The 19,719-nt window shown below is 66.5% G+C and carries 21 protein-coding genes; 16 read left to right on the top strand and 5 right to left on the bottom strand.

What is annotated here, in order from left to right; genetic code table 11:
• The 6 genes from gap to fba all read left to right on the top strand — a co-directional run bounded on the left by gap (position 1) and on the right by fba (position 4,826).
• Positions 1-1,011, top strand: coding sequence for a type I glyceraldehyde-3-phosphate dehydrogenase (gap, locus tag ACFPOB_RS21910; RefSeq protein ID WP_091838943.1), 1,011 nt, complete (start codon positions 1-3; stop codon positions 1,009-1,011).
• Positions 1,012-1,081: 70 nt separating this feature from the next.
• Positions 1,082-1,558, top strand: a complete 477-nt coding sequence (locus ACFPOB_RS21905; RefSeq protein ID WP_377800511.1) for a hypothetical protein — start codon at positions 1,082-1,084, stop codon at positions 1,556-1,558.
• Positions 1,555-2,124 carry a putative glycolipid-binding domain-containing protein gene (locus ACFPOB_RS21900; RefSeq protein WP_377800510.1) on the top strand — a complete coding sequence of 190 codons (570 nt, stop codon included), beginning with the start codon at positions 1,555-1,557 and terminating at the stop codon, positions 2,122-2,124. Before ACFPOB_RS21905 ends, ACFPOB_RS21900 begins: the two co-directional genes overlap by 4 nt.
• A gap of 11 nt (positions 2,125-2,135) precedes the next feature.
• Complete coding sequence (locus ACFPOB_RS21895; protein ID WP_377800509.1) at positions 2,136-3,329, top strand: phosphoglycerate kinase; 1,194 nt, start codon at positions 2,136-2,138, stop codon at positions 3,327-3,329.
• A gap of 86 nt (positions 3,330-3,415) precedes the next feature.
• Positions 3,416-3,652 carry a hypothetical protein gene (locus ACFPOB_RS21890; protein ID WP_336529949.1) on the top strand — a complete coding sequence of 79 codons (237 nt, stop codon included), beginning with the start codon at positions 3,416-3,418 and terminating at the stop codon, positions 3,650-3,652.
• Positions 3,653-3,743: 91 nt separating this feature from the next.
• The gene (gene fba / locus ACFPOB_RS21885) at positions 3,744-4,826 is read left to right on the top strand and encodes a class II fructose-bisphosphate aldolase (RefSeq protein WP_377800508.1); all 1,083 of its coding nucleotides are present in this window, start codon (positions 3,744-3,746) and stop codon (positions 4,824-4,826) included.
• 220 nt (positions 4,827-5,046) lie between these two features.
• On the opposite strand, the gene ACFPOB_RS21880 is transcribed toward fba, so the two are convergent.
• Both ACFPOB_RS21880 and ACFPOB_RS21875 read right to left on the bottom strand, forming a co-directional pair.
• Positions 5,047-7,050, bottom strand: coding sequence for a PhoX family protein (locus tag ACFPOB_RS21880; protein WP_377800507.1), 2,004 nt, complete (start codon positions 7,048-7,050; stop codon positions 5,047-5,049).
• 78 nt (positions 7,051-7,128) lie between these two features.
• Positions 7,129-8,481 (bottom strand): globin-coupled sensor protein, encoded by a 1,353-nt coding sequence (locus ACFPOB_RS21875; RefSeq protein ID WP_377800506.1) that lies wholly within the window; start codon positions 8,479-8,481, stop codon positions 7,129-7,131.
• Between the two features lie 176 nt (positions 8,482-8,657).
• On the opposite strand from ACFPOB_RS21875, the gene ACFPOB_RS21870 reads away from it, so the two are divergent.
• The gene (locus ACFPOB_RS21870; protein ID WP_377800505.1) at positions 8,658-9,401 is read left to right on the top strand and encodes a YebC/PmpR family DNA-binding transcriptional regulator; all 744 of its coding nucleotides are present in this window, start codon (positions 8,658-8,660) and stop codon (positions 9,399-9,401) included.
• 9 nt (positions 9,402-9,410) lie between these two features.
• Here ACFPOB_RS21870 and ACFPOB_RS21865 read toward each other — a convergent pair whose 3' ends face one another.
• Positions 9,411-11,186, bottom strand: coding sequence for a hypothetical protein (locus tag ACFPOB_RS21865; protein WP_377800504.1), 1,776 nt, complete (start codon positions 11,184-11,186; stop codon positions 9,411-9,413).
• 97 nt (positions 11,187-11,283) lie between these two features.
• Complete coding sequence (locus tag ACFPOB_RS21860) at positions 11,284-12,063, bottom strand: sulfite exporter TauE/SafE family protein (protein ID WP_377800503.1); 780 nt, start codon at positions 12,061-12,063, stop codon at positions 11,284-11,286.
• Between the two features lie 126 nt (positions 12,064-12,189).
• On the opposite strand from ACFPOB_RS21860, the gene ruvC reads away from it, so the two are divergent.
• A complete protein-coding gene (ruvC, locus tag ACFPOB_RS21855; protein ID WP_377800502.1) occupies positions 12,190-12,708 on the top strand; it encodes a crossover junction endodeoxyribonuclease RuvC in 519 nt (172 codons plus the stop codon).
• On the opposite strand, the gene ACFPOB_RS21850 is transcribed toward ruvC, so the two are convergent.
• Entirely contained in the window at positions 12,690-13,901 is a 1,212-nt protein-coding gene (locus ACFPOB_RS21850; RefSeq protein ID WP_377800501.1) for an NAD(P)/FAD-dependent oxidoreductase, read from the bottom strand. The genes ruvC and ACFPOB_RS21850 overlap by 19 nt on opposite strands.
• A gap of 90 nt (positions 13,902-13,991) precedes the next feature.
• Here ACFPOB_RS21850 and ruvA point away from each other — a divergent pair, with 90 nt between their 5' ends.
• The 8 genes from ruvA (at position 13,992) to tolQ (ending at position 19,710) form a co-directional block, all read left to right on the top strand.
• Positions 13,992-14,609, top strand: a complete 618-nt coding sequence (gene ruvA / locus ACFPOB_RS21845) for a Holliday junction branch migration protein RuvA (protein WP_377800643.1) — start codon at positions 13,992-13,994, stop codon at positions 14,607-14,609.
• Positions 14,606-15,094 carry a GNAT family N-acetyltransferase gene (locus tag ACFPOB_RS21840; protein ID WP_377800500.1) on the top strand — a complete coding sequence of 163 codons (489 nt, stop codon included), beginning with the start codon at positions 14,606-14,608 and terminating at the stop codon, positions 15,092-15,094. The genes ruvA and ACFPOB_RS21840 overlap by 4 nt, the downstream gene beginning before the upstream one ends.
• Before the next feature lie 23 nt (positions 15,095-15,117).
• A complete protein-coding gene (gene ruvB / locus ACFPOB_RS21835; protein ID WP_377800499.1) occupies positions 15,118-16,140 on the top strand; it encodes a Holliday junction branch migration DNA helicase RuvB in 1,023 nt (340 codons plus the stop codon).
• 95 nt (positions 16,141-16,235) lie between these two features.
• Positions 16,236-16,739: a DUF3828 domain-containing protein gene (locus tag ACFPOB_RS21830; protein WP_377800498.1), complete on the top strand. Its 504-nt coding sequence runs from the start codon at positions 16,236-16,238 to the stop codon at positions 16,737-16,739.
• 81 nt (positions 16,740-16,820) lie between these two features.
• Positions 16,821-17,228 (top strand): tol-pal system-associated acyl-CoA thioesterase, encoded by a 408-nt coding sequence (gene ybgC / locus ACFPOB_RS21825; RefSeq protein ID WP_377800497.1) that lies wholly within the window; start codon positions 16,821-16,823, stop codon positions 17,226-17,228.
• A gap of 57 nt (positions 17,229-17,285) precedes the next feature.
• Positions 17,286-17,933, top strand: coding sequence for a TetR/AcrR family transcriptional regulator (locus ACFPOB_RS21820; RefSeq protein WP_377800496.1), 648 nt, complete (start codon positions 17,286-17,288; stop codon positions 17,931-17,933).
• Positions 17,934-18,148: 215 nt separating this feature from the next.
• Entirely contained in the window at positions 18,149-18,601 is a 453-nt protein-coding gene (locus tag ACFPOB_RS21815) for a DUF2852 domain-containing protein (RefSeq protein ID WP_377800495.1), read from the top strand.
• Positions 18,602-18,996: 395 nt separating this feature from the next.
• A complete protein-coding gene (gene tolQ / locus ACFPOB_RS21810) occupies positions 18,997-19,710 on the top strand; it encodes a protein TolQ (protein ID WP_092156110.1) in 714 nt (237 codons plus the stop codon).
• Positions 19,711-19,719 lie beyond the last annotated feature (9 nt).

Genomic DNA, 19,719 nt, shown 5'->3' with positions numbered 1-19,719 from the left:
ATGACGGTCAAGGTGGCGATCAACGGCTTCGGCCGTATCGGGCGCAACGTTCTGCGCGCGATCATCGAGTCGAAGCGCAAGGACATCGAGGTCGTGGCGATCAACGATCTCGGCCCGGTCGAGACCAACGCCCATCTCTTCCGCTTCGATTCCGTGCACGGCCGCTTCCCCGGCACGGTCACCGTCTCCGGCGACACGATCGATGTCGGCCGCGGCCCGATCAAGGTCACCGCGATCCGCGATCCCAAGGACCTGCCGCACAAGGCGCTCGGCGTCGACATCGCGCTGGAATGCACCGGCATCTTCACCACCCGCGACAAGGCTGCGGCGCACCTCGCTGCCGGCGCCAAGCGCGTGCTGGTCTCGGCGCCCTGCGACGGCGCCGACCTGACGGTGGTCTACGGCGTCAACAACGAGGCGCTGACCAAGGACCATATCGTCGTCTCGAATGCCTCCTGCACGACCAACTGCCTCGCGCCGGTGGTCAAGGTGCTGCATGACGCCGTCGGCATCGACAAGGGCTTCATGACCACGATCCATGCCTATACCGGCGACCAGCCGACGCTGGACACGATGCACAAGGATCTCTATCGCGGCCGCGCCGCCGCGATGTCGATGATCCCGACCTCGACCGGCGCCGCCAAGGCGATCGGCCTCGTCATTCCCGAGCTCAAGGGCCGGCTCGACGGCACCTCGATCCGCGTGCCGACCCCGAACGTCTCGGTCGTCGACTTCAAGTTCATCTCGAAGCGCAAGACCACGGTCGAGAAGATCAACGACGCCATCATCAAGGCGAGCAAGCGCGGCGCCCTGAAGGGCATCCTCGCGGTCACCGACCAGCCGAACGTCTCGATCGATTTCAACCACGATCCGGCCTCGTCGACCTTCGCGCTCGACCAGACCAAGGTCATGGACGAGAAGTTCGTCCGCGTCCTCTCCTGGTACGACAACGAGTGGGGCTTCTCGAACCGCATGAGCGACACCGCCGTCGCCATGGCGAAGCTCATCTGACGCATGCAATCGCTGCGGCCGCGCCCTCTCGGTGCGGCCGCGCCCACGCCGCCGAGGAACGGACCGCGCAATGAACAAGATCGAGCCGACCGTCGCCACGCCGACCACGCCCACCGAGGCCGTCATCGTGCCGCCGGCTCCCAGCATGGCCGAGATCGCCGCGGCCCGCGCTACAGAGGCGAAGCCGGCCGAGACCAAGACCGAGCCCGCTGCTGCCAGCGACCCGCGCAAACTCGATCAGCTTTCGCGGATCGAGGAGAAGACTGCCCGGATCGAGGAGAAATTCGCGCGCTATGAGGCGGTGCTGACCCGCGCCGAGGCCTCGCTGGAGCGCAGCGCCCAAAAGGTCGATCTCGCCGCCGGCACCATGGACTTCGCCGGCCTGCGCGAGGAACTCTCGGCCCTGCGCCAGCGCGTCAATTCGACCCCGCGCTTCGGCGCGCTGCTGCTCGCCGGCATCGTGACGGCGGTTCTGACGGTTGTCCTGACGGTGATCGTGCTGAAGAGCGGCGTTCCCGGCGTGCTGCCGCCGATCCTGCCGCGATGAGCTTTCGCCCGCCCGCCGATTTCGCGGACGGGCACAGCGCCCGCTGGCGGGCGCTGGAAGGCGACGGGCTCGAACATCTGACCTTGCGTGCTGAGGCGGACGGCCTGCGCGCCGATGCAGCCCTGGTCGGCGAGCGCGATGGGAGCCGCTTCGGCGCGACCTATCGCATCGACTGCGATGCCGATTTCACGGTTCGCTCCTTCGAGATCGCGACGACCGATGGCCGCGGCCTCGCCATGGCCCGCCGCGACGGTCGCTGGCACGACAGCCGGCGCGGTCATCTGCCGGCTTTCGACGCCTGCATCGACATCGATCTTTCCGCTACACCCTTCACCAACACGCTGCCGATCCGGCGCTGCGCCTGGCACACCGGCCAGCAGCGGCGCATCGCCATGCTGTTCGTGCCGTTCGACAGCTTCGAGCCCTTCGTCACCGAGCAGATCTACACTTGCCTCGCGCCAAGGCTCTTCCGGTTCGAGACAGCCGATGGCAGTTTCACCGCCGAGCTTCCGGTCGACGAGGACGGCCTCGTCATGGATTATCCCTGTCTGTTCCAACGCCTGTAAGAGAGCCCTCCATGCCCGCTTTCCGCACCCTCGACGACGCCGATCTCGCCGGCAAGCGCGTCCTCGTCCGTGTCGATCTGAACGTGCCGATGGAGGAGGGCAGGGTCACCGACACCACCCGGATCGACCGCATCCTGCCGACGATCCGCGAGATCGCGCAGAAGGGCGGCAAGGTCATCCTGCTGGCGCATTTCGGCCGGCCGAAGGGGCGCGACGAGAAGAATAGCCTGCGGCAGGTCGTGCCGGCTCTGGCGCATGCACTCGGCCAGCCCGTGATCTTCGTTGGCGACTGTATCGGCACGGAGGCTCCGAAGGCGATCGCCGCCGCCAAGAACGGCGAGATCCTGCTGCTGGAGAACACCCGCTTCCACGCCGGCGACGAGAAGAACGATCCCGAGTTCGTCAAGGCGCTCGCCGCAAATGGCGATCTCTACGTCAACGACGCCTTCTCGGCCGCGCACCGCGCTCATGCCTCGACCGAAGGGCTGGCGCATCTGCTGCCGGCCTATGCCGGGCGCACCATGCAGGCCGAGCTGGAAGCGCTCTCGGCCGGCCTCGACAACCCGGCCCGGCCGGTGATGGCGATCGTCGGCGGCGCCAAGGTCTCGACCAAGCTCGAACTGCTGGGGAACCTCGTCCAGAAGGTCGATGTGCTCGTCATCGGCGGCGGCATGGCCAACACCTTCCTCGCCGCCCGCGGCGTCAATGTCGGCAAGTCGCTATGCGAGCACGATCTCGCCGAGACCGCCCGCGAGATCGAGGCCAAGGCCAAGGCGGCCGGCTGCGAGATCATCCTGCCGGTCGATGCGCTGGTGGCGCGCGAGTTCAAGGCCCATCCCGGCCATCGCGTCGTCTCGATCAATGAGGTCGGACCGGACGAGATGATCCTCGATGCCGGCCCGCTCAGCGTCGCCGAGGTCGTGCTCAAGCTCGACAGCGTGAAGACCGTGGTCTGGAACGGCCCGTTCGGCGCCTTCGAGCTGCCCCCCTTCGACACCGCGACGGTCGCCGTGGCGAAGGCAGTGGCGGAGCGGGTGCGCGAGGGCAAGCTCGTTGCGGTCGCCGGCGGCGGCGATACGGTCGCGGCGATGAACCATGCCGAGGTCGCCGAGGATCTCACTTACGTCTCGACCGCCGGCGGCGCCTTCCTCGAATGGATGGAAGGCAAGACCCTGCCGGGCGTCGAGGCCCTGCGGAAGGGCTAATCGGCGGCGCAGCCTCAGGTTGCGGAGCGCAGTGTTTATGCTATGTTCTCCCTAGGGCATGATGATTTCGCCGGAGCCATGATCCGATGAGCGAGAATGTGCAGACTGCGATGTTCGAAGTTTTGAAGCGGCTTCAGAACGATTTCGCGTCTTTTCGGTCCGAAGCCAATGAGCGCTTCGAGCGGCTTGAAGACCTCGTCCGCAAGCAGCGCCGCGACACGGCCGGCCTCCTCGTCATGGCCAAGGCCGTGACGGGCGACTTTGCCGAGCAGGTCGCCGCGATCGAGGAGCGCGTCAGGGTCCTCGAAGCGCGCGGGCGCTGATCGCGTTCACGTTTTCAGCGCTTTGGCTTTGCGTCCGCCACAGTTCGATTCTAAACCCTCCGGATAAGCTGAGCCCAACCGGAGGATCATCGTGGCCCGCATCACGCTTCGCCAATTGCTCGACCATGCCGCCGAGAACGACTACGGCGTTCCGGCTTTCAACATCAACAACATGGAGCAGGCGCTCGCGATCATGGCCGCGGCGGACGCGACGGACGCGCCGGTGATCATCCAGGCCTCGCGCGGCGCGCGCTCTTACGCCAATGACATCATGCTCAAGCACATGATGGACGCGGTCACCGAGATCTATCCGCATATCCCGGTCTGCGTGCATCTCGACCACGGCAACGAGCCGGCGACCTGCATGACCGCGATCCAGGCCGGCTTCACCTCGGTGATGATGGACGGCTCGCTCAAGGCCGACGGCAAGACCCCGGGCGACTGGGATTACAATGTCGGCGTGACCAAGACCGTCACCGACATGGCCCATCTCGGTGGCATCTCGGTTGAAGGCGAGCTCGGTGTTCTGGGTTCGCTCGAAAGCGGCGAGGGCGAGAAGGAGGACGGCCACGGCTTCGAGGGCAAGCTCAGCCACGACCAGCTCCTGACCAATCCGGACGAGGCGGTGAAGTTCGTCGCCGAGACCAAGGTCGACGCGCTCGCCATCGCCATGGGCACCTCGCACGGCGCCTACAAGTTCACCCGCAAGCCCGACGGCGCGATCCTCGCGATGCATGTCATCGAGGAGATCCACAAGAAGCTGCCGAACATGCACCTCGTCATGCATGGCTCCTCCTCGGTGCCGCAGGACCTGCAGGACATCATCAACCAGTATGGCGGCAAGATGCCCCAGACCTGGGGCGTTCCGGTCGAGGAGATCCAGCGCGGCATCAAGCACGGCGTGCGCAAGATCAACATCGACACCGACAACCGGATGGCGATGACCGGCCAGATCCGCAAGATCCTGTCCGAGCATCCCGGCGAGTTCGACCCGCGCAAATATCTGAAGCCGGCGATGGAGGCGATGACCGCGCTCTGCAAGAAGCGGCTGGAAGAGTTCAACACCGCCGGCCAGGCCTCGAAGATCAAGCGCGTGATCACGCTGGCCGACATGGCCAAGCGCTACGCCAAGGGCGAGCTCGACCCGACCTTCGGCGCCAAGAAGGCGGCGTGATCAGCCGCTGAAGCTGCGGTATCCGTCATGGTCGGGCTTGTCCCGACCATCCACGTCCTCGCTTCGCCGATCGAAGACGGTGTTCAGGACGTGAGTGCTCGCCAGGAGGGCGAGCATGACGGCGGAGCCACATGACAGCCTACAAGCAAAACGCCCGGCATTGCCGGGCGTTTCCATTTTCAAGAGATGGTCGGGTCAAGCCAGACCATGAGGGCTTCGCTCACACGCCGATCTTGCCGCCGCCGCGCTTGGTGATCGCCACCACCGAAGGGCGCACCGGCATGTCCGGCTTGAAGTCGGGCCAGCGGGTCGAAAGGTCCTCGTAATAGGAGCGGCGGCCGAAGGCAGGCCAGTCCGGGCCGTCGTCGCCCGGATGCTGGACCGCGACGAAGGCCGTGGTGTCGTCGGGCGTGAAGCAGGGGCCGCAGAGCTCGGCGCCATGCGGCACGCGGTAGAACAGCTTGGAGGTACGGCGCGCCTCGCCTTCGGTGTCGACCGCCCAGAGCCCATCGGTGCGGCCGGTCTCCTGCGGGCCGTTACCGTCGGTCGAGACCCAGAGCCGGCCGGCGGAATCGACCACCGCATTGTCCGGCATGCCGAACCAGCCGTTCTTGCTGGTCTCGGTCGAGAAGCTCGCGCCGACCGCGGCGACGGACGGGTCGCCGCATTTCAGCAGCACTTCCCATTTGCCCTTGGTCGCGGTGAAGTCGCCGCCGTCCTCGATGATCTCGATGATGTGGCCGAAGGCGTTCTTGGCGCGCGGGTTGGCGGCGTCGACCTGGTCTTCCTTGCGGTTGGTGTTGTTGGTCAGCATCACATAGACGCGGCCGTTGACGCCGTTGGGCGTGATGTCCTCGGGCCGGTCCATCTTGGTGGCGCCGAGCAAGTCGCCGGCGCGGCGGGTCTCGATCAGCACATCCGCCTGGCTGGCGAAGCCGTTGGCCGCAGTGAGAGGGCCCTGGCCGAAGACCAGCGGCAGCCACTCGACCGTGCCGTCGGCGGCGAACTTCGCGACATAGAGCGTGCCGGCGTCGAGCAGGTCCATATTGGCGGCGCGATTGTTCGGGTCGAAGCGACCGGCCGTGACGAATTTGTAGACGTAGTCAAAGCGCTCGTCGTCGCCGAGATAGACGACGACGCGGCCATCCCTGGCGACGATGCTGTCGGCGCCTTCATGCTTGAAGCGGCCGAGCGCGGTGCGCTTCTTTGGCACCGAGTTCGGATCGAACGGGTCGACCTCGATCACCCAGCCGAAGCGGTTGGCCTCGTTCGGCTCCTTGGCCAGATCGAAGCGCTCCTCGAACCGGCCCCAGGCATAGGGTGCCGAAGGAATCGCAAGGCGCTTGTAGTTGGCTTCCTCGCGGTGGCCGTCAGGCAGCTTGCCGGAGAAGTAGCCGTGGAAGTTCTCTTCGCCGGAGACGAAGGTGCCCCAGGGCGTCATCGCGCCGGAGCAGTTGTTCAGCGTGCCGAAGACCTTGCGGCCGCTGGCATCGGCATTGGTCTTGACGCGGTCGCTGCCGGCGACGGGGCCGGAAAGCTGCATCTCGGTGGCGGCGGTGATGCGGCGATTGTACTTGGACTCCTTCACCAGAGCCCATTTGCCGTCGGTCTTGCGGATTTCGGCGACGGTCGCGCCATGCGCCATGGCCTCGATCGCAAAACGTTCTGGGGTCGCGTTCTTCATAACGGGTTTGCCGTCCTTGATCTCGACGACGCCCGGGAACATCAGATGCGGGTTGGTGTATTCGTGGTTGACGAAGAGCACGCCGTGGGCTGAGGGGTCGGCTGCGCCGGGCATGGGCAGGTAGCCGACGAAGTCGTTGTTGTAGCCGAACTGCTTCGCCTGGGACTCGGGCGTCTGCCTGGTCGGATCGAAGGCCGGCGCGTCGGGGAAGAGCGGATCGCCCCAGCGCAGCAACACATCGGCCTGATAGCCTTCCGCGACATGGTGGTCGGCGTCGACCCCGGCCTCGACTTCCTTGAAGCTGAAGGCGGAGCCCTTTGCCTGGGCCTTGGCTTCCTCGGCGGTCGCCAGCGCGGTCGCGCCGACTGTCGCCGAGATGGCGGAGACGGCGAGCGCGCCCTTGAGCAGGCCGCGGCGCGAGAAGCGCTGGCCGATCAACTCGCCCATGGTCGGGTTGGCGGAGTGGTTCTGCGGGGGGGCATCGTCATGCTCGAGCATGCTGGCGCCGAAGGTGGATTCGTACTGGATCTCGTCGGTCATGGCCGGCCCCTCCTGTGATCGAAGCTAGAATGACTCAAAATTAAGAGCCATGCTTGACAGGTCGGTGACGGTCGATGCTCAGGCGGCGCGGTTCTGCCGGGTCAGGTTCTCGAAGGCCTCGTTGAGGGTCTCCGCCTGGCGCGTCAATGCCTGGGCTAGGCCGAGCATCTCGTCGACGCCCGTGCCCGCGGCCTGGGCGGACTCGTTGACGCTGGCGATGGCGTGGGCGACCTCCTGCGTGCCCTGCGAGGCGAAATTGATGCTGCGGGCGATCTCCTGGGTCGCTGCCCGTTGCTCATCGACGGAGCTGGCGATCGTCAGAGTCGTCTGGTCCATGTCGCCGACGAAGCCGACAATGCTCTCGATCGCCTCGACGGCCTCCTGCGTCGCCGCCTGCATCGCCGGAACCTGCGCCGCGATCTCGTCGGTCGCCCTGGCGGTACGGGCGGAGAGCTGCTTGACCTCCTGGGCGACGACCGCAAAGCCGCGCCCGGCCTCGCCGGCCCTGGCGGCCTCGATCGTCGCGTTGAGCGCCAGCAGATTGGTCTGCGCGGCGATATCGCGGATCAGATCGACGATCGAGCCGATCGTCTGCGCCGATTGCGCGAGGCCCTTGACGATCGCCTCCGTTCGCAGAGCCGCCTTGTTGGCGTCGTTCGCCTTGGTCGTGGCGCGGGCGACCTCATCGGAGATCTGGCTCAGCGAGATGGAGAGCTCTTCGGTGGCGCTGGCGACGCTGCCGACATTGTCGGAGGCCTCGTCGGAGGCCCGAGCGGCGGCTACGGCCTGCAAGCCGGTCTCCTTGACGACGCCGTTCATCGTGTTCGCCATGTCCTCGACGACGTGAGCGCTGTTTGTGACCGCGCCGACGACGTTGCGGACGGTAATCTCGAAGGCCGAGATCTCGCGCTGGATGCGCTCGCGACTCTGCCGTTGCGCATGGGTATAGCTCTCGAGCAGCAGTTCGAGATCGAGCTGCACGGCCTTCTGCAAGGCGGCGCGCAGCGCGATGCGCCGATTGTACTCCTTGGCCTGCCAGATGTGGCTGAGCTTGGCTAGGCCGTCGCGCAGCAGGCCGAGCTCGGCGCCGATCGCGTTGCTGACGATGGCATGACAGATCGCGACCGCATGGGCCGGGACGCCGTTGTCGTTGAAGGCGCTGGCGAGCGCATGCGCCGATTGCAGATAGCCGTCTTCGAGCTCGCCCGATACCAGCCTGATCCAGTGCGCGAGCCTGAGTTCATGCACGTCCGGCCGCTGCATGGCGCTCAGGATCTCCGGCCAGGCCTCGAAGCGCTCATGCAACTCCGGCAGCAATGTCGGCAGGCGGCGGCGCGCGAACTCTGCCTGCTGCCGCAGCAGGTCGATGTCTATCGCGTCGATCCGGAAGGTCCGCAGGCGCGCAGCGTGCTCGGCGATGGCGTTGGTCATGCGCGCTGTGTTCGGTTCCGCTGGTGGGCCTGTCCGCACATTGCGTACAGTTCGCGAACAAACACTTAAGCATCGGGAAGAGCATGGCCGCGACCGGAAACGCCGCCGCCGCGCTTGCCTCGCGCCGAGCCGGCTGAGTATAAGCCGCGCCAGCGGAACCGCGGAGATTTGGGCGTATGGCCGGCCATTCACAGTTCAAGAACATCATGCACCGCAAGGGCAAGCAGGATGCGGTGCGCTCCAAGCTGTTCTCGAAGCTGGCCCGTGAAATCACCGTCGCCGCCAAGATGGGCATGCCCGACCCGAACATGAACCCGCGCCTGCGCATGGCCGTGCTGGCGGCGCGGGCCGAGAACATGCCGAAGGACAACATCGAGCGCGCCATCAAGAAGGCGCTCGGCGGTGACAGCGAGAACTATGACGAGGTCCGCTATGAGGGCTACGGACCCGGCGGCACGGCCGTGATCGTCGAGGCGCTCACCGACAACCGCAACCGCACCGCCTCCGCCGTCCGCTCCTACTTCACCAAGTCCGGCGGGGCGCTCGGCGAGAGCAACTCGGTCTCCTTCATGTTCAACCGCGTCGGCGAGATCAGCTATCCGCCGGCGGCGGGCGATGCCGACAAGGTGATGGAGGCGGCGATCGAGGCCGGCGCCGACGACGTGATCTCGGATGAGAACGGCCACACCATCCTGTGCGCCTTCGACGCCCTGAACGAGGTCTCCAAGGCGCTGGAAGCTACTCTCGGCGCGCCGGCCTCGGCCAAGCCGGTCTGGCGGCCGACGACCACGACGCCGCTCGACGAGGAGAAGGCGGCGTCGATGATGAAGCTGATGGAAGCGCTCGACAATGACGACGACGTCCAGAACGTCTTCGCCAATTTCGAGATCGCCGACGACATCATGGCCAAGCTCGGCTGAGGCGAGCCGCTATATCGGCATGCGGTGGCCCTGGGCGCGGCTGGCGATCAGCCCGATCGCGAGCAGCACGAGGAAGGTCACGCCGAGACCCCCGGCCGCGAAGGCGAGCTGCACGGCGCCGAGCAGACCCAGGACGATGGCGAGAAGCGCGAGCCAGGGAATGGCGAGCGCCATCACCACGAAGGGCATCCGGGCCCCCAGGGGCTCGCCCGGGCCCAGATAGACGCTCTCATAGGGATACTGCTGTTTCGGCCCAGGCAGCGTCAGGGTCTGGAACGAGGCGGCGCGCAGGCCGATCACCCGGTACAGGCAGTCGATCACCGTGCGGTGATGAAAATAGCCGGCATGCGAGGCCGCCGGCATCGGGAAGCGGTAGCTCGCGACATGGATGTTGTCGACGCGCTGGGCGAAGTCCTTCGCGCTGGCCGGCGAATGCAGCGGGCCGCTGATCGGGTCGCCCTCGTCCCAGAAGTTGATCCAATGGATGAACGGCTTGGTGTTGTGCTTGAACGGCTCGGTGCCGATATCGCCGCGCAGATCCTCGACCACCCGCTTGTAGCGGTGCGAATTCGAGACATAGCTCTCGAAGAAGTACTCGATCTTGTCGATAGGGCTGCCCATGGTGACGAAATGCTCGATCTTGGAGAGATCGACCATGCCGGTCATCGGGTCTGCCGGGTTGTAGGCGCGGTTGCGCCGGCTGAGCGCCAGCAGGGCGTCATGGGCGACGCTGGTGCCGAGGCTATGGGCGACGACGGCGACGCGGGTGCAGGCATCGTCGAGCAGGACATGGCTCAGCACCTCCAGGCTGCGATCGATCACCTTGCTGCGCGCCATGTGCTTGGCGTCGGTCTCCTCATAGGTCGCCCAGGCCTGAACGTCGCCCATGTAGTCCGAGAGGAAACGGGTCAGCCCGAGGGCGGCGGCGAGAAAACCGGCCACCGCGAGCACGCTCTTCCAGTCTGCCGCGAAGGGCAGGGCGGATTGCGGCACGAGTTCCAGGCCGAGCACGGCCTTGAGCGCGACGAAGATGCCGAGCAACGCACCGCCGCCGAGAAGCAGTAGGGCGAGCGCCATGGTCGCGAGCAGGACGGCATTGCGCACCTCGTCCTGCCGGTACTGCGACTGCCAGCGCCGGGCCAGAAGCTGAAGCCGCACGCCGGCATCGGGGGCGACCGAAGGATGCTCGCGGATGAAGCTGAGGAAATCGTCGAAGCTGCCGGCCGGAAACGCCTGATCCGCCCGGTCGAAATCGTCATAGAGTTCGAGCAGGTCGCGATAGTCCTGCTTCTGCTCCGGCGTCGCTGTTGCATGCTCGCCCTCGAACATGGCGGCGAACACGGCGCGGCGCAGCCGCTGACGTTCGCGCCAGGGCGAGTTCAATGTGTCGAGCGGGCGGAAAGGCTGCCGGAAGATCCATTTCAGCACGCCCCATGGCGATTTCTGCTCCGCCATGATCGGCGCCCAATAGACTTCGTAGAAGCGGAGCGAGCGGTTGTCGGGCTCGAGCGGAGGATCGACCAGCTTCGCCCTAAGATGGCTGACCGTTCCGGACTGGCCGAGCTTCGGGTGTAGCGGTTCGACACGTGCCTTGATGCTTCGCAACTGCCCGAGCTGGTCGCCGGCCCGCGCCCGGTTGCCGAGATAGCGGTCGATCTGGTCGACGAGATGGCTCGTCTCCTCATAGCGTCTTTGGCTGCCCATGCCGTGGAAATAGACGACGGCGGTGTAGGCCGCCGGCTTGTTCTGACCGGCTTGCGTGGCCGTCTCGGTCGTCGCGCTCATCGCCTTTCCCCTCCCGCTGCAGGATGTGCCGTAGCGTCATATTACAACCATGCCGAGACGCGGGGACAGGGCAAGTTCGAGGACCGGCTCGGAAAGTTCAGCGCGGCAGCACGGCGTCCCAGAGCGGCAGGCTGACGAGCGCGCTGAGGAAAATCGTCAGATAGGCGATGCGGCGGAAGGTCTGCTCGGAGGCGATGCCGAAGGCATGGGTGCCGAGCCAGAGGCCCGCGCCGTAGACGGCGAAGAGCGGCAGCGCCATCAGCGCCGACGCCAGCGTGATGATGCCCTTCAGCGCGAGGATCGTGCCGCTGACCACGGTGCTCAGGCCGAAATAGGTCTGTAGGTTGGCGCGGGTCTTGTGCCGGTCGTTGCGCTGGGCGCCGAGCCAGAACACGGCGAGCGGCATGCCGCCGATGCTGGCGAGCCCGTTGCAGAGGCCCGAGGCCGCACCGACGCCGAGCGAGAGCGGGATACCGGGCTTGCCGTGATAACGCCAGCCGGGCGCCATCAGTGCGACGGCGGCAAGCACCAGCAGCGCCAGCAGCCAGCGCATCGTTGCGCGATCGAGCCAGGTCAGCAGCGCGACGCCGAGCGGCAGCGTCAGCGTTGCGGCGATGAGGAGCGGGATCACTTCGCTCCATTCCGCACGCTTGGCCGAGCGCGCCGCCAGCGGCAGCGCGAAGGGCAGGTCGATCACCCAGATCAGCCCGAGCGCCGCGACGGGGCCGATCACGGTCGAGGCCAGCGGCATGAACACCATGGCGAAGCCGAAGCCGGTGAAGCCGCGCACGAGCCCGCCGAGCAGTGTCGCGCCGACGAGAATGGCGATGCCATGGGGCGTGACATCGGGAAAGAACAGGGGAACGAGATCGGTCATCGCGCGGCCGGGAAGGATTGTCTTTCCTTCACGCTGCAAGGCGAGTGATCAACCCCCGTCGCTGTGATGGCAGCGATGAGCCTCGTTCATCCATTCGCCCCGCCTGAAATCATCTAGTCTGCGCCGATGTCCGACCCGATTCGCATTCTCGGCCTCGATCCCGGTCTCAGGAAGACCGGCTGGGGCGTCGTCGTCAGCGAGGGCACCAAGCTCTCCTTCATCGCCTGCGGCGTGGTCGAGAGCGACGGGACGCAGCCGCTCGCCGATCGGCTGCGGCAGTTGCACGAGGGCATCGCCGGCGTGATCTTGCGGCATCAGCCGCAGGAGGTCGCGGTCGAGGAGACCTTCGTCAACCGCGATCCGCAATCGGCGCTGAAGCTCGGCCAGGCGCGCGGCATCGCCTTGGTCGTGCCGGCGCTGGCCGGGCTCGACGTCGCCGAATACGCCGCCAATCTGGTGAAGAAGACCGTGGTCGGCGTCGGCCATGCCGACAAGAAGCAGGTGCAGGCGATGATCCGCGTGCTGCTGCCGAAGGCCGAGACGCGCAGCGCCGACGCAGCGGACGCGCTGGCGGTCGCGATCTGCCATGCCCAGCACCGCGGCGCCCGGGCCCTGCTGGCGCAGTATCAGCTGCGGAAGGCGTAGAGCTCGGCATCCGGGTCGCCCTTGCCGAGGAGGCCGGAGCGAATGATTTCGGCACCGATGCGGCTATAGGTGATGCCGTTGCCGCCGAAACCCATCACGGCCCAGCAATTCCTGAGATCCGGCATCGGACCTAAGGTCGGTAGGCCGGTTTCAGAGGTCCCGAAGGTGCCGGTCCAGGCATAGTCGACCTGCGTCGAGATATTAGGCAGCAGCTTGCCAAGCTTGCGCTGGATCGCTGCCGTCTTTCGTTCGATTAAGGCATCGCGTTTGTCCTCGTCGACGAAATCCTCGTCCTCGCCGCCGCAGATGACGCGGCCGTCGCGGGTGCTGCGCATGTAGAGGTAAGGGTCCGATGCTTCCCAGATGAAGCAGCAATCGGCCCAGAGGCGGCGCTTCTGCGGCACGGTCGCCAGAGCCCAGGTCGAGAGCACCTGGTGTCCCTTCGGCATCTTGCCGAAGGGCAGTTCGTAGCCGGTAGCAAAGATGAGATGGCGGCAGCTTATGCGACGGCCTTCGCCGGTGCGCAGGCTGACCGAACGCGGTTTCGCATCGAGATCGACGATCTCGACCGGCCAGGCGAGGCGGGCACCTCTCGCGAGCGCGGCTCGCAGGAAGCCGGAAGCGAGCACGACCGGATCGGCTTCGAGGTTGTCATAGCCGAGCAGGGCTGCTGGGCGCTCGATGCCGAAGCGTTCCCTTAGCGCCGCGGCGTCAAGGAAAGCGGCCTCCAGCCCGGCGCGGCGGCGCGCCTCGTGCTCTCGCGCGAGGGCGTTGGCATCGAGCACGTCGCCGGCCAAGTAGAGCGAGTCGCGGCGGGTGACGGGCGCGATCGACAGCGCCCTGATCCGCGCCCCCAGCCCGTCGACGGCGAGGCGCGAGCGGCGCCAGGCGCGGATCGCCGCCTCCTCGCCGATCTGGCGCGTCAGCTTCGTCAGCGGCTGGTCGATCTCGTATTGCAGCAGGGCGGTGCTGGCCGGAGTCGAACCGCGGACCGGGCCGCGTCGGTCGACCACCAGTACGTCGAAACCGGCAGCGCTCAACGCGTCGGCCTGCATCGCGCCGGAGATGCCGGCGCCGATGACGACGACGTCGGCTTGCGTATCGCCGGTGATCTCGTGCCTTGGAAAGCGCGGTGGCCGCTTGCCCTGCCAGACCGAGCGGCCGGTCCGCAGATCCCTGGTCTTCGTCAGCACGTCGAGCTCCCCGATTTCGCCGGTGGAGAACGCATGATCGCCGCGAATGATCCGGTCTGGCGGCGGGCTGCCGCCATGCTAACAGGAATCATGATCGGAAAGCTCAAGGGCCTCATCGATTCGTATGGCGAGGACCACGTCATCGTCGACGTGCAGGGCGTCGGCTATGTCGTGCAGTGCTCCTCGCGCACGCTGCAGCGCCTGCCGAAGATCGGCGAGGCGGCGGCCCTCTCGATCGAGACCCATGTCCGCGAGGACGCGATCCGGCTCTACGGCTTCATGTCGGATACCGAGCGCGACTGGTTCCGGCTGATGCAGATGGTGCAAGGTGTCGGCGCCAAGGTCGCGCTCGCCATCCTCTCGACGCTGGAGCCCGGTGCGCTCGCGACCGCGATCGCCAGCAACGACAAGGCGGCGGTGGCACGCGCGCCGGGCGTCGGCCCCAAGCTCGCGCAGCGCATCTGCGCCGAGCTTAAGGACAAGGCGCCGGCCTTTGGCCATGTCGACCCGGCACTGGCGCAGCTCTCCGGCGCGCTGGAAGACAAAAAGCTGCCGCAGCCGGTGGCGGACGCCGTCTCGGCGCTAACCAATCTCGGCTATCCGCAGGCGCAGGCTATTGCGGCGGTCGCGGCTGCCTCGCGTGAGGCGGGGGAGGGGGCCGGCACGGCGCAGCTGATTCGGCTCGGCCTGAAGGAGCTGGCGAAATGAGGAAGGGACCGGCGGTGATCTTCCGCGAGATCGCCGACAAGTCGGCCTTCCTCGCCTTGATGATGCGGCATTGGGGCTCGCATCGCATGATGATCGGCTCGAAGCTCTATGATTGCGCCGAACTGCCCTTGATGGGGATGTTCACGGCCGAGGGCGAATTGCTGGCGGTGGCAAGCTGGGCGCGCGACGGCGACATCGCGGTGCTGTGTGCGCTGCATTCGCTGAAGCCGGGCGAGGGCGCGGCCTCGCGCATGCTCGAGGCGGTGAAGGCGGCGGCGAAGGCGGCCGGCGCGCGCAAGCTCAGGGCGATGCTGACCAACGACAACATGCCGGCGCTGGTGTTCTACCAGAAGCACGGCTTCCGCTTCTCCGGGCTCTACATCGAGGCGATCGACGCCTATCGCGCAATGGTTCCGACAATCATCAAGACCGGCTACCAGAACATCCCGGTGCATGACGCGCTGGAGCTGGAGATCGAGTTGTGAGTGAGCCGAGGCGCCCTGGCCTGATGACGGCGGACAAGCGCGAGGATGACAGCGAGGCCTCGCTGCGGCCGCTTTCGCTTGCCGATTTCACCGGGCAGGCGGCGGCGCGCGCGAATCTTCAGGTCTTCATCAACGCCGCCCGCACCCGCGGCGATGCGCTCGACCATGTCCTGTTCGTCGGCCCGCCCGGTCTCGGCAAGACGACCTTGGCGCAGATCGTGGCGCGCGAGCTCGGGGTCAGCTTCCGTTCGACCTCGGGGCCGGTGATCGCCAAGGCCGGCGATCTTGCGGCGCAGCTCACCAATCTCGAAGAGCGCGACGTGCTCTTCATCGACGAGATCCACCGCCTCAACCCGGCGGTAGAGGAGATCCTCTATCCGGCGATGGAGGACTACCAGCTCGACCTGATCATCGGCGAGGGGCCGGCGGCGCGCTCGGTCAAGATCGACCTGCCGAAGTTCACTTTGGTCGGCGCCACTACCCGCGCCGGCCTTTTGACGACGCCGCTGCGCGACCGCTTCGGCATTCCGATCCGCCTGCAGTTCTACACGGTCGAGGAATTGCAGGGCATCGTTGCGCGCGGGGCGCGGGTGCTTGGCGTGCCGATGTCTGACGACGGCGCCAACGAGATCGCGCGCCGGTCCCGCGGGACGCCGCGCATCGCCGGTCGGCTGCTGCGGCGCGTGCGCGACTTCGCCATCGTCGATGGCGACGCGATCGTCACCCGCAAGGTCGCCGACAAGGCGCTCGGCCTGCTCGATGTCGACGCGATCGGCCTCGACCAGATGGACCGGCGGTACCTCACCACCGTCGCGATCAATTTCGGCGGCGGCCCGGTCGGGATCGAAACCATCGCCGCCTCGCTCTCCGAGCCGCGCGATGCGATCGAGGAGATCATCGAGCCCTTCCTGCTGCAGCAGGGATTCATCCAGCGCACGCCGCGCGGCCGCCTCCTGACCCCGCACGCCTTCCGGCATCTCGGCATGCCGGAGCCGAGCCGGGAAGGGGCGCAGTTCGGCCTGTTCGGGGACAGCGACGAGGACTGACGCTGCTCGATAGCGTTGTCCCGCATTTGGATGATGCGGCGCTCGCTCCGTCGTGCTGTCGTCGGGTTCGATCAGGCGGTACCGGGAGAGACGATATGCGATCTGCGCTAGTGGCCACCGGCCTGATGCTGGTTTCCATGGCTGGCCATGCCGCCGAGCCCACGCCCGACGCCACCGTGCGCAAGGCCTATGCGGTCACGCAGAAGACCCTGGACGGCGGCGGCGAACCGCCCTGGCGGCCGCCGCATCGCGATGCGCTGATGAGCAAGGGCCTGGCGGCGCTGTTCGCCCGCGACGACCGCTACCAGGAAGAGAGCGGCGAGATCGGCCATGTCGGCGCCGATCCGTTCATCCAGGGCCAGGATGGCGAGGTCAAGAATCTCAAGGTCACGGTCACGCAAGCTCCGGCCGGCGGCAAGGCGCTGGTGACGGCGAGCTTCCGCAGCTTCGGCAAGGCGATGTCCGTGCCGTTCCGCATGGTGGAGGAGGGCGGTGGCTGGCGCATCGACGATATCGGCGTCGGCAAAAATTCTGTCCGCCGCGAGCTGTCGCAGCCCTATGATTGCGGCTCGTTCATGGGCAAGCCTTGCAAGCGCTGAACGCTCGGCAGTTTGCCATGAGGTTGTCCGGCTGGTGCGCGGCGGTCTAGAACCCCTGCGCCAACCTGCAGAAGGACGACCATGGCCGGCGCCCACGCGATCTCAGTCCGTGTCTATTACGAGGACACCGACTTCTCTGGCGTCGTCTACCACGCCTCCTATCTGCGCTTCATGGAGCGCGGCCGGACCGAGCTGATCCGCGACCTCGGCATCGAGCAGCGCGAGCTCTTCGACGGCGAGGCGGCGCTCGGCTTTGCGGTTCGGCGTATGCTGATCGATTTCGTCAGGCCGGCGGTGATGGACGACCTGCTCACTGTCGAAACCAAGCCGACCCTGGCGCGCGGCGCCACCATGGAGCTCGACCAGCGCATCCTGCGGGGCGGGGAAGTCCTGGTCACGGCGCAGGTCAAGGTCGCCTGCGTCGGCGGCGGCAAGGCGCGGCGTATCCCGGATGTGCTGCGGCATCGCCTGGGTCTCGAAATCCTCTGATCGCTCCTGCCGCCGCTGGCATCGACGCTGGCGGATCGCCATGTTAGGGCCCGTAACATGAGCTGGAAACGCAACGAGCCCGAGCAGCCGCGGGGTTACCACCACGGCAATCTCAAGGAGGCGCTGGTGCGCGCCGCCCTCGGCCTGATCGGCGAGAAGGGGCCGAACGGCTTCACCTTCGCCGAGGCCGCGCGCATGGCGGGGGTGAGCCCGGCTGCTCCCTACCGGCACTATCGCGATCGGGATGAGCTGTTGGCCGATGTCGCGGTGCACGGCTTCGCCGCTTTTGAGTCGGCCCTCGCCAAGGCCTGGGACAATGGCCGGCCCGATCCCGAGACGGCGTTCCATCGGCTCGGCCGGGCCTATCTCGCCTTCGCGCATGACCAGCCGGCCTTCTATTCGGCGATGTTCGAAGCCGGAGTGCCGCTCGACGCCAGCCCCGAATTGCGCGCTGCCGCCGACCGGTCCTTCCAGCAATTGCGGCAGGCGGCGGAGACGCTAATCGCGGCGCTGCCGCAGGGCAAGCGCCCGCCGGCGCTGATGATGGCGCTGCATATTTGGGCGATGTCGCACGGCGTTGCGGCCCTATTCGGCCGCGCGGATGCCGGCCGGCGCCCACTGCCGATGTCGGCTTCCGACCTGCTGGAGGCGGGAATGCTGATTTATCTCAAGGGCCTGGGCCTGCCGCCCGAGCAGGCTGGCTGACGTCCTCCTGAAATTTTGATGCGGCTGTCTTGAAAGACTTGGCAGGTGCGTCCAGATATGTGAATGTGATTTACATTCACACGGTCGGCGAGGGCCGGATCCGATCAACCTGGACAGGCTGATTGGCGAATCCGTCCCTCTCTCCAAGATGGAGCCGAACGGGAGGTTGGCCGGCCGCGGCATCCGCCGCTGCCATTCAGGTTCGAGAGGGATCGATGCCGATCGTCGCGAAGCTTGACGAATATGGAAAGGGAGCCTGGATCGCCTTCGCGGTGCTCGGCTTCATCATCTTCTGGCCGCTGGGTCTGGCGACCCTGGTCTTTCTTTTCTGGAGTGGACGCATGGGACATGGTTGCGGACAGGCTCGCTACGAGCACCGGATGAGCCGCCTGCAGGACAAGATGGAGCGCCTGCGTGAGCGCATGGGCGGTGCCCAGCAATGGGGCAGCCGCGGCGGTTTCGGCGGCTGGGGCCGCGGCCCGTCCTCGAGCGGCAACCGCGCCTTCGACGAATACCGTGACGAGACGCTGCGTCGTCTCGAAGACGAACAGCGCGAGTTCCATGACTTCCTTGGTCGGCTGCGCATGGCCAAGGACAAGGCCGAGTTCGACGAGTTCATGAACGAGCGTCGCCGCACTGGCGGCACGGATACTGTCGAAAGCGCCTGATCGCCCCTTTTTCAGAGCTGACGACCGTCGGCGGCCCGCTTCCTCACGGAAGCGGGCCGTTGGCGTTTCAGGCGTTGATTTTGCGGTTCCGGAGATCATTTCAAGCCGGCAGGTGCGCGCTCTCGCCAACCGCTGCACTCCAGCCGCATGGCCGTCATAACGCGAAATTAACCATACAGGCCCTTAACCTCGAAGCTGACTTAACGGGATCTCAGGCCCCTGGCGCACGGGAACATCGCCGTTTGGCCCATCTTTCGCCGAATTCAGCGGCAATTGGTGTCATCGGCATATCCCCGGAGCGCAGAAACGGGCGGCGGCGCGAGCTTCGCGGCGCGGAGAATTGGCTGCGCGGGGCCGGACTCGGTTTCGTGCTCGCCAGGCAGAAGGATGACAGGATGAACCCCGCCGTGGAGATCGCGCAGGCCGCGCCGCAGATCGACATGTCTTTCTGGTCGCTGTTCTGGCACGCCCATATCGTCGTCAAGCTGGTGATGATGGGGCTACTCGCCGCTTCGATCTGGTGCTGGTCGATCATCATCGACAAGACCCTGCTCTATCGCCGCACGCGCCAGGACATGGATGCGTTCGAGGAGGTGTTCTGGTCCGGCCGTTCGCTGGAGGAGCTCTATCGCGACCTCGCCAACCGGCCGGTCAACGACATGGCCGCCGTCTTCGTCGCGGCGATGCGCGAATGGAAGCGCTCCTTCGAGAATGGCGGGCGCTCGGTCGCGAGCCTGTCGGCGCGCATCGACAAGGTGCTCGACGTCACCATCCAGCGCGAGGCGGAGCGACTCGAATCGAAGCTGCTCGTGCTCTCGACCATCGCCTCTGCGGCCCCGTTCATCGGCCTGTTTGGCACGGTCTGGGGCATCATGAATTCGTTCACCGCGATCGCTGTCTCGAAGAATTCCTCGCTCGCGGTTGTCGCCCCTGGCATCGCCGAGGCGCTGTTCGCCACGGCGATCGGCCTGTTTGCCGCGATCCCGGCGCTGATGGCCTATAACAAGCTGCAGGCCGAGGTCGCCAAGGCCCAGAACCGGCTCGAAGCTTTCGCCGACGAGTTCTCCGCGATCCTGTCGCGGCAGATCGACGAGCGCTTGGCTGCGTGAGGGCCTGAA

This window comes from Allobosea eneae, assembly GCF_042657265.1.
In the GTDB taxonomy this organism is placed as follows: Bacteria; Pseudomonadota; Alphaproteobacteria; order Rhizobiales; family Beijerinckiaceae; genus Allobosea; species Allobosea eneae.
Note: the sequence above shows the minus strand (reverse complement) of the source record. Positions and strands in the feature narration are given on the sequence as shown.